The organism is Mesorhizobium sp. M7A.F.Ca.US.007.01.2.1, assembly GCF_003998165.1.
Classification (GTDB): domain Bacteria; phylum Pseudomonadota; class Alphaproteobacteria; order Rhizobiales; family Rhizobiaceae; genus Mesorhizobium; species Mesorhizobium ciceri.
The window spans coordinates 1-11,879 of record NZ_RZQP01000196.1 but is presented as its reverse complement, the minus strand read 5'-3'; the positions used below and the strand labels follow the sequence as shown (position 1 = coordinate 11,879).

Genomic DNA, 11,879 nt, shown 5'->3' with positions numbered 1-11,879 from the left:
GCTCGACCCCGACAGCGGCCCTCATCTCGTCTACGTGCCCGAGCGGCCGTTCTCGGCCGCTGGCTTCATCGACGACGTGCGTGCCACGCTCGATCGCCACAAGCGCTGCATCGTCGCCGTTTCGGAAGGCGTCAGCACCGCCGACGGCAAGGCATTGGTCGAAAGCTTGGTGCCGCCGGACAAGCTTGAGCGCGACGCGCATGGCAACGTCAAGCTGTCGGGCAGCGATCTGCCGGCCGCACTCGAGCGCGCGTTGGCGGAAGGCCTGCCGGGCAAACGTGCCCGCGCCGACGCGCTCGGCTACATGCCGCGCGGCTATATCGGCGCCATCAGCGCGGTCGACGCGCAGGAGGCTTTCGATGCCGGCGCTTTCGCCGTCACCGTCGCCGAACAGGGCGGCGGCTCGGTGGCGCTGCAATATGACGGCACCAGAACGGTGCTGAAGAAAGTGCCGCTCAAGAACGTCGCCGGCAAGACCCGCCACATGCCGGACGATTTCATGAAGCCCGACGTCAATCAGCTGTCGGATGCCGGCATGGCCTATCTCAAGCGGCTGGTGCCGGAAAAGTACAAGGTCGGGAAGCCCTTCGTCTGATGCCGGGCTCACACCTGATGCCGGGCTCACACCTGATGCCCGGCTCACTTCGTATGCCGGACTCACACTTGATGCCGGACTGGTTCAGCAGGAGCGTGGTCGACGGCAAGACGACGATGCTGACCGAGCCCTTCGTGCATGCCTATGTTCGGGCCAATATCTGGCATCTGCGCGGTCGCGATGCCGACCTGCTCGTCGACACCGGTATGGGCATCTGTCCGCTGGCGCCGCAGATCGAGACGCCGCAGGGCAAGCCGTTGCTGGTCGTTGCCACCCACATCCATCTCGACCACGTCGGCTCGCTGCATGAATTCCCGTTGCGGGCCGGGCCAAGAATGAGCGCGGCTCGGTTCGAGACCATGGATGAGGCCGCGACTTACGCCTACATGTTCCACGACCTCGAGGGTGCCGTCTCGAAACTGCCGGCGCCCGGATGGAAGTCGGCCGACTACAGGATCCCGCCCGCGCCGTTGACGCGAACCCTGGACGAGGGCGATGTCGTCGATCTTGGCGACCGGCAATTTCGCGTGCTGCATTTGCCGGGCCATTCACCGGATTCGATCGCGCTGTTCGACGAGGCCGACGGACTGTTCTTCAGCGGCGATGCCATCTACGACGCCATGCTGATAGACGACCTGCCGGATTCCGACCGGGCCGCCTATATCAGTACGATGCGGCGCCTGCTCGACCTGCCGATCCGTATCGGTCATGGAGGACACGGACCGAGCTTCGACGGCAAGCGCATGCGCGAGATTGCTACGGCCTATCTCGGACGAACCGCCGGTGGCTGAGGCTCCAGCGAGGCAGCAAGGCGCGACCCGACGACTTTGTGACCCTGCCGCCGTGCGGATATTAAATCTTCGTAAGGTCGCCCGAAAACCCTAAATCGGGCCAATCCGCGCCCTAGATGCAAGGCCGTCGATCCGGTTGGCTGCCATGTAGGCGAGACGGGCAATTGCAACCTCGACACGCCGATGACCGATTTCCCGCATGGGAGGCCACGGCGCTGGATCAACTCTCGCCCGGACAAACGACCATGTCAGATATCCTTCGTAGGCATCGCGTCGCGGCCTTGCTGGGCGCTGCGCTGATCATATCCCCCTTCGTCATGTCTTTCGCCCAAAGCGCGGGCAACACCGTTCCGACGACCCAGACACCTGTCGCCGGCATCACTGCGCCCAATGGCTCGTTCGCACCCATCGTTGCCGCCGACAAGCCGGCGGTGGTGACGGTCACCACCGTCATGAAGGCACAGCCTGAAACGATGAGCGATGCCTCTCCTTTCGACGGCGGCTCGCCTTTCGACGACTATTTCCGCCAGTTCTTCGGTGACCAGGGCATGCCGACGCCCAAGACGCCGCCGCAACAGCAACCGCAGCGCGCCGAGGCGCTGGGTTCCGGCTTCATCGTCGCCTCCGACGGCACCATCGTCACCAACAATCACGTCATCGATGGGGCCTCTTCGATCAAGGTGACGCTCGACGACGGCACCGAACTTCCGGCCAAGCTTGTCGGGCGCGATGCCAAGAACGATCTCGCCGTGCTGAAGATCAAGTCGGACAAACCCCTGCCGACCGTCAAATGGGGCGATTCCGACAAGCTTATGCCAGGCGACCAGGTGCTGGCCTTCGGCAACCCGTTCGGCATCGGCACCACCGTCACGGCAGGCATCGTCTCGGCGCGCGGCCGTGACCTGCATAGCGGGCCGTTCGACGATTTCATCCAGATCGACGCGCCGATCAACCACGGCAATTCCGGCGGCCCGCTGGTGGATGTCGCGGGCAATGTCGTCGGCATCAACACGGCGATCTATTCGCCCAATGGCGGCAGCGTCGGCGTCGGCTTTGCCATTCCGTCGGACCAGGCCCAGAAGGTGGTGGCCAAGCTGATGAAGGGCGGCTCCATCCAGTACGGCTATCTCGGCGTTCAGATCCAGGAGGTGACACCGGATGTCGCGAGCGCCATCGGGCTCGACCATCCCGGCGGCGCGCTGGTTTCAGAGGTCAATGACGGCTCGCCGGCGGCCAAGGCCGGCATCGAGACGGGCGACGTCATCACCAGCTTTGCCGGGCAGGACGTGAAGGACCCCAAGGACCTGTCGCGGGCGGTCGCCGATGTCGCGCCGGGCGCCACGGAAACGGTCGACGTCTGGCGCAAAGGCAAGCCGATGCGGATTTCCGTCGATGTCGGCCAGAACAGCGCCGATGCGAAGACCGCGTCGCTGGATGACGGGTCCGACACGCCCAGCGCCGGGCGCGCTCCGGCGATAGGGCTCGGCTTGATGGATATAACGCCCGACATTCGCCAGCAGATGAACCTAGCCGGCAAGCAGCACGGCGCGGTGGTTGCCAGCGTCAATCCCGACAAAGCCGCCGCCGCTTCCGGAATACAGGCCGGCGACATCATCGTTGCCGTCAATCAGGTGCCGGTTAAGAACGCCAGGCAGGTAACCCAGGCAATCGCGCAAGCCGGCAAGTCTGGCCGCAAGTCGGTGCTGTTGCTGGTCGAGCGTGGCGACGCTCAGATCTACATCGCGGTGCCTTTTGCCAATGGCTGAGTAATGGCCTTGACGTGAACGGGACCGGCAGGGTTCGTCGGCGACGATCCCCTCCGGCCTCCGCCCGTCAAGATTTTGGTTGCCCGCCACGACATCTTCGAGAACATTGCATCAGGCTGATGTCGGCCCGATGCAGGAGATTGCCGCGATGGTCACCCGAGGTTTCTCTTCAGGACGGCGCCCGCCAACCGATGACGATGCCCGCATCCCGCCCGGCCAATATCTTGAACAGGGTTTTCCGGTGCTGTCGGCCGGTCCGACGCCGCGCGTGCGCACCGAGGATTGGTCTTTCACGCTGAAACATGGGCCACGCCCGATCAAGAAATGGAACTGGGCCGAGTTCAACGCGCTGCCGCTGACCAAGATGACGCGCGACATCCATTGCGTGACCGCATGGACCAAGTTCGACACGCCGTGGCAGGGCGTGCTGGTCGACGATATCCTTGCCGACGCGGGTGTGGAGCCGCCGACCGGCTTCACGCTGGCGCACGCGTTCGACGGTTACACCACCAATGTGCCGGTCAAGGATCTCACCGCCGGCAAGGCCATGGTCGCGCTGCTCTACGAAGGCAAGCCGATCACACCGGATCATGGCGGCCCGGCAAGGCTGCTGGTGCCGCATCTCTATTTCTGGAAGTCGGCCAAATGGCTGAACGGCCTGCAATTCACCACGCGCGACGAGCCCGGTTTCTGGGAATTGCGCGGCTACCATATCTATGGCGACCCATGGCGCGAGCAACGCTACACGGACGATCCATGAGCGATACGGCGGCAGTGCAGTCGCCCTGGCAAACAGCCGGCATCGTCCGCATCGAAAAGCGCACGCCGCGTGTCACCAGCTTCTTTTTTCAGCCGTCTCGGCCCTTCGCCTATCGCGCCGGGCAGCATGTCGACGTCAGGCTTACGGCGCCGGACGGCTATCAGGCGCGCCGCTCCTATTCCATCGCCTCCGCGCCCGAAACGAATGGCGCAATCGAACTGGCGATCGAAAAACTCGACGATGGCGAGGTTTCGCCCTTCTTCCACGAGGTCGCGGCAATTGGCGACGAAATCGAACTGCGCGGGCCGCTTGGCGGGCATTTCGTCTGGCCGAAGGATGAGGGTGGGCCGCTTGTGATGGTCGGCGGCGGTTCGGGCGTCGTGCCCTTGATGTCGATGATCCGCCACCGCGCCGCACGGAATTCAGCGGTGCCCGTCGTCCTGGTCTTTTCGGTCCGGGTCTGGGACGAAGTGATCTTTCGTGACGAGCTGATCGCCCTCGACGAGCGTCAGGACGGCTTCGAGCTGGTGCTGACACTGACCCGCGAAGCCGCACGCCGCCCGGCCGACTATGCGCGGCGGGTGGACGTCGCGATGATGGCGCAAGCCATGGCGCGGCTGCCCGAGCCGCCCGGTCTCGCCTTCGTCTGCGGCTCCAATGCCTTCGTTTCCGCGGCAGCCCAGGCGCTGATCGATGCCGGCGTTGCAGCCGAAATCATCCGCACCGAACGCTACGGAGTTTGAGCGGACGCCGCCTTGCGAGAAAGGTTCGTCGGATTCGCCTTCAGCCGATCGGCAAGAAACCCGCCGACAGCAACTGGAAAGGCAAGGCGCCATAGGCGGCCACCGTGGCCGCGTCGTTCCACTCGCGAAACTGTCGCGATGGTCGCGCCTCAAGCGTCAAGGCAACTCGCGCGCCGTCGAGCGTCACCTTGCCGCGAAAATGCAGCACGCGTTCCCTGCCGGATCGGCTGATAGCCACGGCACGCAGGCGAGCGATATGCTCGCCACCGTCATTGATCTCCATTTCGATGCGGCGCCGGACCGGCGGAACGCCGATCCTGACGGTGATGTCGAGCATCATGTCGCCGGTCGTTTGCGGACAGGCGATGGCCTGCGAAAACACCAGAGGCGCCGATGCGGCTTGCGGCTTGCCCGCGGCCGGTCTCCCGCGCCAGGGTTTGGCGGGCGGCTCCTGCTGCAACCGGCCCTTCTTCCGCTTCAGGCGCAACTGCTTGGCAAGGCCGCGCGACAGCCAGACCAGGCCGCCGAAATCCGTGCGCGGCTTGGCTTGCAGAACCGACGACCAACGCGACAGGCCAGCCCGGTCGGCCATCTCGAAGATTCTGGCCATTGTCCGTTCCGGCACCGGAATGCCGATCTCGAACGCCAGATAGGATAACGCCACCGCCGCTGGAACCGCCAGGCCGCGTCTTCCGACGATGTCGAGGAACATCCCCCAATCGACGTCTTCGGCATGGATGGCGACCGCGCAGTCGACAAGCCAGTCGCTGTGGGTGTGGGCGTCGAGGCCGCCATGGGCGATGGCCAGTGCCATGCGATCGGCCGGCGATGGCACGAAGACCGCGACGCCGCTGAATTGTGCCGGGACCGCCCGTTGCCAGATCGCCAGGTCGTCTTCCGCGCTCGTCTGCGACCCATCATAGCCGAGCTGGTGCAGGTCGATGTCGCCGAAACGGCCCTTGAAGAAGTTCATCGACCGCAGCGACGCCAACCGGGTTCGCAGATATTGCGCGCTGACGCCCGAGGCGATCTGCCAGTCGCGGTCGCGCAAGATGTCGAAGACGGCAGCCATGTCGCGCGGGCGCACCAGTATGTCGATGTCATGCGCCACCCGACCACGCTGCGCCGACGCGTTCAAGGCAATGCGGCTGGCGCCCTTGATCAGCATGATGTCGGCGCCGCCGTCGGCCATCGCCTTCAGCGCCGGCTCGGCCTCGCGCATCGCCATGCGCGACTTCGTCCACAGCATCTTCTGCAGGCCGACGAGGCGCGGGTGCGCGGTATGCCCGGCCAGTTTTCTGCCGAACCTGTCGGAGATGGCGGCGAGCAGACGATGTTCTCGAAACGAGACGAGGTCGATGTCGTTCTCGTCGAGCCAGCGCGCGGCGCAGGCAGCGGCTGCGTCCTCATCGGAGAGCAGCGCCGCCTTCAGCAACAGGTCCAACTGGCCGGTGGGCCACGACCAGCCATAGTCCGGGAAGCGGCGGCTGATGCGGCGAACAGGCCTGGCGTTCAACTGGAGCCCGCCTTGTTCTGGGCCCGCCGCTGCATGGCGAGCCTTGCGACCTGGAGATAGCCCCGGTCGCGTGCCGGATCGCGGCCGTAGGAAAGGCTGCCCGGACGGATGCGGCGCAATGCAAGCACGTCGTCGAGCATGGCAAGTACAAAGCCTGCCTCACGAACCCGGGCGATCCAGTCGATCATCTCGCCGCGACCGCCTGGTGGGTCGATGATGGGACCGACGCTCTGCACCACCTCCTGGCGGATCATCATCGTCGTGCGCGACCAGCCGGCTCCACTGGCCGCATCGGGCAAATCGGGGCTGTCGCCGCGAAACGTCCGCCAGTGCGTAAAGACGCCCGCTGTCCCGGGATGACGGCCGAGATAGGCCAGTTGCTGTTCGATCTTGTCCGGCAGCCACAAATCGTCGGCATCGAGCGTCGCGATGAGCGGCGTCGAGAGTGCCGCAATGCCACGGGTCGTTGCGCTGCCGGGTCCGGCATTGTCCTGTCGCAGCACCGTCACCGGCAGGTTCATCGCATCGATCACCGCGGCCGTATCATCGGTCGAACCGTCATCGACCACGACGATGGCCTCCGCTTTTGCCGTCTGGGCCAGAACGGAGTTCAGGGCAGCGCCTATGGTGGCGGCCGCGTTGAAAGCCGGAATGACGACGCCGTAGCCTGCCATCAAAGGAACCGCCACTGCGCGAGATCCTTGAAGTCGAAAATCCCCTCCACCCGGCGCAAGCTGGGGTCGGCCCGGCGACGCTTCATCGACTTGTGAATAGCGCGCATGAACTCGCGAAAGGGCACATCGGCTTCCTTGGTCATGTTGCCGGGATGACGCCTGTAATAGAGAGCCACCGTATCGGGCATAACGTATTTTGCCTGGCTCTCAAAGATACGCAACAGATAGTCGGTGTCCTCGGCCTGTTTGAAATCCTCGTCGAAACCACCGGTGCGCTCGATGAGGTCTCGCGCGAAGATCCCGGCGGACAGGTGGATTCCTCGCACGGTGATGGAGTGGCTGTCGGCGGCCGGTTCCAGTGTCTCGCCATCTATCTTGTCTATCAGCGTCATGCGCGAATAGGTCAGATCGAGGCCAGGATCCTCTTCGAAGCAGGCGAGATCCGCCTTGAAGCGGCCTATCGGGGAGATGTCGTCCGAATCGAGAAACGACACCAGACGCGTCTGCGGCAGCAACTGCTTCAGCCCGGCATTGCGCGCCTTGGTGACCCCGCCATTGATCTGCTGGAAAAGACGAATGCATGGGGCCTCGTCGATCAACGACCGTACGACGGCTGCCGAGCCATCGGTCGACCCGTCGTCAATGACGATGATGTCGAGATCGATGTCTTCGCGCTGCCTGAGCAACGAGCGCAGCGCCAGGCCAACGAATTGTTCGCGATTGTAGACCGGCATGATGACGCTCAGCCTCATCGGCGTCTCCAGCAGCGTTGCGGGCTTGGCTGATCCGAGCCGATTGTGTCGAGCATCATGGCATCCGCCAATCGGCGGGACTCTTCAATTCGAAGATGCCCTGGACCTCTCGCCGTGACGGATCGGCCTTGCGCCGCCGCATCGACTTGTGGATTGCACGCAAGTGGTTGCGGACCCTGCCGCTATGTTCCTTGGTGACATTTCCGGCGTGGCGTCGGTAGTAGATCGCGACGGTGTTCGGCAATTCGTAGCGCGGACCGGTTTCGAAGACTCGCAACAGATAATCCGTGTCCTCGGACTGCTCAAAGTCCTCGTCGAAATGGCCGATGCGATCGACAAGCGTTCGACTGAAGAGAGCGGTGCTCAGCGAAATTCCGCGAAGCGTCATGGTACAGCAGTCCGCCTCCGGCTTGAGCTTCTCGTCGTCGATCCGGTCGACCAGCGTCATCAGCGAATAGGTTAGCTCAAGCCCGGAGGTAGCCTCGAAGCGGGCGAGATCGGCCTTGAACCGTCCGGCCAGCGAGATGTCGTCAGAATCCAGGAATGACACGAACTCCGCATCCGGCGGCAGTTGCCGCAGCCCGGCGTTGCGCGCCCTGGCCACGCCCATGTTCGATTGCTGGAACAGTCGGATGCAGGGGTTTTCGCGCATCATCGAGCGTACGGCCTCAGCAGAGCCGTCGGTCGAACCGTCGTCGATGACGATGATGTCGAGATCGGCGGCGTCCCGCTGCCGCACCAGCGAGCGCAATGCCGAAACGACATAGCGCTCACGGTTGTAGACGGGCATTATCACGCTCAGTTTCACGAAGCGCCCCGCACAAGAAAGTCCGCAATCGTGCCGGCTATCTCCTGTGGCTGCGTCCCCAGCGACAGACGATAGCACGGCAGCAGGCGGGTCAGGTCGCTGAAGAAGCGAAAGCCGCTCTCCCGCTCGCCCGGCATCTGCGCTATGCCGGACGGCGCCAAGGCAATCATGGCATCCCTGCGCGACACCGGCACGATCGAACTTGCCCCGCCTCCGCCGAGATGTGGCACCAGCAGCGCAACGATGTCCAGGGTTTCAGGCACCGGCCGGGGCGCGATGTCATGAATGTGAAAAGCATATTTGCCTTGCCAGTTGAGCGGGCTATGAGCTGGCAGCCGGTGATCCAGCCCAAGTCGCGCGAATCCCTGGGGATCCTGCTTGAGTGTTGAAAACAACGGGCGGGCAGTCACGCCGTTGGAGAGGTCGACCAGCACATAATCGTCGCCGACGCTGTCCAGCCCGTGGAGGAGGCCGGCGGCGACGGTCCCGGATTTCCCGGCGCCGCCCGCGCCGGCCAGCAGTACGCCCCTGCCTTTGGTGCCGAGCGTCCCCGCATGGGCCAGCCGCATGCCACGTGCCGCATATTCCCAATGGAGGAAGGGGCGCAGCGGCGCTCCCGGCTCCCACGGTGGAAAGGCATCGGCCGAGGCCATCAATTGCACGCCAACGCGACGTTGCGGATCATAGAACTGCCAGAAATCCAGGTCGTGGAAATGGTTGCCGCGCAATCCGGCTTCCGCCAGCCTGGTGGCGAAGCCATGCTGCGTGAAGGGTCCTTGGCCCCATCTGGCCGGTGCCGCGATGCCGTCAATGCCGGGATGTGCGACGAAGATGCGGCAGATGTCGGCAGGCGCTCGGTTGTCCGCAGCCGTGACAAAGCCATGAGCGAAGGCATCCGCCAACGCGCCGGCACTCACATGAGCGGTCAACTCCAGATGCGGCAAACCCACCTTGCAGGTCAGTGGATAATGCGCGGCGCTGCTCTGCGCTTGCGCCAGGACATGACGTGCGTAGTCAGTCAGGTTTTCGAGAGTGACGTTCGGCATGGTCTGCCTGTTCCGGAGCCGTCCGGCAACGAGAGCCTGGCGCGCCTCAGTTGGCCTGCTTCACTGCGGGCCAGCCGAGGGGCTCCTCGACCTCGTGGATGGGATCGACGACAATGAGGTCGGCAAGGTCGTCATGGATGTCGACCTTGAGGGGCTCGCCGGCAGCGGCGAGCTGAGCCAGCAATTCGCTGGGAACCGGTCTTGCCACGCCATCGGTTGCGGCCGCCAGCAAACCGAATTCGAGCAATTGTGAAACAAAGCCGTCAATCGCGGCGGCATCGAGGGCGCCAATCCCGGTCGCGGCGCCGACCAGTTCGGAGGCAGGCACGCCGGACGACAGTGCATCCCAAAGCCTGCTGCCTGAATCAGAGAAGCCGAAATATTTACCGGTGGTCAGGTCGAGAACGACGGCTTCGCCATCGAAGGATTCAAAGACGATATCCTTGCTGGCAATGGCATATACGCCGGATTGTCGCATGTTTGCTCCCCGCCGAAGCAGGCCGCGGAGATGATCTTCGGGCCCTACGGTCAACCCCACCGTTGCAGGCGTCTAACCATTTGCAGGGTTTTTGGCAAGATGGCGTAGGCCCGGCCGAGCGCAGCTGCAGGCCGCGCGGGCATGGACAGCCTCTGACCGTGCCTGCCGGTCACGCCTCGATTTCAAGCGCCGAAAGCGGCTTCGAGCAACAGGCGAGGATAAAGCCGTCTTCGATTTCGTGATCGAGGATGCCGCCATTGTGGCTCATCTCGACGTCGCCCGCGACCTTCCTCACCTTGCAGGTGCCGCACAGGCCGAACTCGCAGGCGGCGGGAATCCGCACCCCCGAGGCGCGTGCCGTCTGCAGCACGGTCTGGCCGGCGACGCATTCGGCATCGACATCGGAATGCGAGAACCGGATCGGTGTCACGGCCTCCACGGTGGCAGCGGCGCCGTCTTCCGCCGGCGGCGAGAACGGCGCCGGGATCTCCTCCACGGCAGGCGCGGCAAAGCTTTCCTGATGGTATTTCGCCATGTCGAAGCCGGCTGCGTCCAGCATGCCGCGCACGGCGCGCATGAAAGGATCGGGGCCGCAGCAGAAAATCTCGCGCTCGCGGAAATCGGGCGCCAGCAATGGCAGCCGGATCGCGTCGATGCGGCCCATATGGCCGAACCAGCCCTCGCGGCTCGACCGCTCCTCGATCATGAAGCCGAGCGACAGCCCAGGCATGCGGCTGCCGAGCAGTTCGAGCTCCTTGCGGAAAATGATCTCTTCCGGGCGGCGCGCGCAGTTGACGAAGCCGACATCGGTCCATGGCGCGCAGTCGTTCAGCCAGCGCAGCATCGACATCATCGGCGTCACGCCGGAACCGGCCGAAATGAACAGGTATTTGGCGGCCGGGTGGCTGTGCAGCGAGAAGTCGCCGGTCGGCCCATAGGCCTTGACGTGCGAACCGGGCGTCAGATGGTCGAACATCCAGCGCGTACCGGTGCTGCCCGCCTGCGCCTTGACCGTCACCGCGATCGAGAACGGCCGCGACGGCGAGGACGACAGCGTGTAGGTGCGCATCAGCGGCCCGTCCGATGTCGGCAGTTCCAGAGTCACGAACTGCCCCGGTTTGTAGCGGAACCAGGTCTGGTTGTCGGAGCGGAAGGTGAAGGTCTTCACGTCAGGCGCTTCGTCGCTGACGCCGATCACTTCCAGCACCTGCAGCCTGTCGTTCCAGGGCGTCATCTGGTCGAGATGGCGATAGAGGCCAAGGTCCGTCATCGCATTCATCCTCTTGTCCCCTGGGCTAGGCGACGCTGCGCAGGGCCGGCCGGCCGCCTTCGGCAAGGCGCGGCCCGATGAACGACGCGTACCACTCGACGAACTGGATCACGCCGCCCTCATGCAGCTCCGAATAGGGGCCTGGTTCATAGGCCGGCGACAGGATGCCGAAGGCGTTTTCCTCGACGATGCGGCGGTCCTGGTCGTTGGTCTCGGTCCAGACATGGGTGAGCTCAGCGAGGTCGTAGTCGACGCCTTCGACCGCATCCTTGTGGACGAGCCATTTCGTTGTCACTGCGGTTTCCGTGGCACTGATCGGCAGCACGCGGAAGGTAACGGCGTGGTCGCCGAGGATATGGTTCCAGGTCGTCGGATAGTGATAGAGCAGCAAGGAGCCGATGCGGTCGGTTGAAACGCTGTCGGACAGGTTCTTCTGGACCGCCCGTTTTCCCGTCATGGTGTAGCTGACGGCATCGCGCAGCAGCGGCGCGCGGGTGGCGCGGTACTGCCCTGCCGGATCGATGCGGAATTTGCTCGGCAAGCCTGATGCCTCGCATCTGGCCCAGTGTGCGACCATTTCAGGGTCGCTGTCGGCGCCATGGACGCCGGTTATGGTTGGAGCCTCGGGGAAGGTCTTGCACAACTCGGGATGATTGGCGGCGCAGTGGTAGCACTCGCGG

12 protein-coding genes and 1 pseudogene are annotated in these 11,879 nt (G+C 64.3%); 5 read left to right on the top strand and 8 right to left on the bottom strand.

What is annotated here, in order from left to right; genetic code table 11:
* The 5 genes and pseudogenes from EN949_RS26770 to EN949_RS26750 form a co-directional block, all read left to right on the top strand.
* A pseudogene (locus EN949_RS26770) lies at positions 1-595 on the top strand (6-phosphofructokinase); the annotation flags it as partial.
* A 71-nt stretch (positions 596-666) separates the two neighbouring features.
* Positions 667-1,386, top strand: a complete 720-nt coding sequence (locus EN949_RS26765) for an MBL fold metallo-hydrolase (protein ID WP_127367078.1) — start codon at positions 667-669, stop codon at positions 1,384-1,386.
* A gap of 245 nt (positions 1,387-1,631) precedes the next feature.
* Positions 1,632-3,152 (top strand): DegQ family serine endoprotease, encoded by a 1,521-nt coding sequence (locus tag EN949_RS26760; protein ID WP_013528279.1) that lies wholly within the window; start codon positions 1,632-1,634, stop codon positions 3,150-3,152.
* A 148-nt stretch (positions 3,153-3,300) separates the two neighbouring features.
* Positions 3,301-3,912 carry a sulfite oxidase-like oxidoreductase gene (locus EN949_RS26755; RefSeq protein ID WP_127367079.1) on the top strand — a complete coding sequence of 204 codons (612 nt, stop codon included), beginning with the start codon at positions 3,301-3,303 and terminating at the stop codon, positions 3,910-3,912.
* Complete coding sequence (locus EN949_RS26750) at positions 3,909-4,655, top strand: ferredoxin reductase (protein ID WP_127367080.1); 747 nt, start codon at positions 3,909-3,911, stop codon at positions 4,653-4,655. The genes EN949_RS26755 and EN949_RS26750 overlap by 4 nt, the downstream gene beginning before the upstream one ends.
* Positions 4,656-4,695: 40 nt before the next feature.
* On the opposite strand, the gene EN949_RS26745 is transcribed toward EN949_RS26750, so the two are convergent.
* From EN949_RS26745 to EN949_RS26710, 8 genes are all read right to left on the bottom strand, one after another.
* The gene (locus EN949_RS26745; protein ID WP_027160997.1) at positions 4,696-6,171 is read right to left on the bottom strand and encodes a nucleotidyltransferase family protein; all 1,476 of its coding nucleotides are present in this window, start codon (positions 6,169-6,171) and stop codon (positions 4,696-4,698) included.
* Positions 6,168-6,845, bottom strand: coding sequence for a glycosyltransferase family A protein (locus EN949_RS26740; protein WP_127366436.1), 678 nt, complete (start codon positions 6,843-6,845; stop codon positions 6,168-6,170). Before EN949_RS26740 ends, EN949_RS26745 begins: the two co-directional genes overlap by 4 nt.
* Complete coding sequence (locus EN949_RS26735) at positions 6,845-7,597, bottom strand: glycosyltransferase family A protein (protein ID WP_013528274.1); 753 nt, start codon at positions 7,595-7,597, stop codon at positions 6,845-6,847. Before EN949_RS26735 ends, EN949_RS26740 begins: the two co-directional genes overlap by 1 nt.
* Before the next feature lie 55 nt (positions 7,598-7,652).
* The gene (locus tag EN949_RS26730) at positions 7,653-8,405 is read right to left on the bottom strand and encodes a glycosyltransferase family A protein (protein WP_164754702.1); all 753 of its coding nucleotides are present in this window, start codon (positions 8,403-8,405) and stop codon (positions 7,653-7,655) included.
* Entirely contained in the window at positions 8,402-9,451 is a 1,050-nt protein-coding gene (locus EN949_RS26725; protein WP_127366435.1) for a serine kinase, read from the bottom strand. The genes EN949_RS26730 and EN949_RS26725 overlap by 4 nt, the downstream gene beginning before the upstream one ends.
* 46 nt (positions 9,452-9,497) lie before the next feature.
* Positions 9,498-9,929, bottom strand: a complete 432-nt coding sequence (locus tag EN949_RS26720) for a PqqD family protein (RefSeq protein ID WP_013528271.1) — start codon at positions 9,927-9,929, stop codon at positions 9,498-9,500.
* A 169-nt stretch (positions 9,930-10,098) separates the two neighbouring features.
* Positions 10,099-11,199 (bottom strand): hybrid-cluster NAD(P)-dependent oxidoreductase, encoded by a 1,101-nt coding sequence (locus EN949_RS26715; protein ID WP_013528270.1) that lies wholly within the window; start codon positions 11,197-11,199, stop codon positions 10,099-10,101.
* Between the two features lie 25 nt (positions 11,200-11,224).
* Positions 11,225-11,879, bottom strand: a 655-nt coding sequence (locus EN949_RS26710) for an RHO alpha subunit C-terminal catalytic domain-containing protein (RefSeq protein WP_281039793.1), incomplete at its 5' end; no start/stop codon positions are given.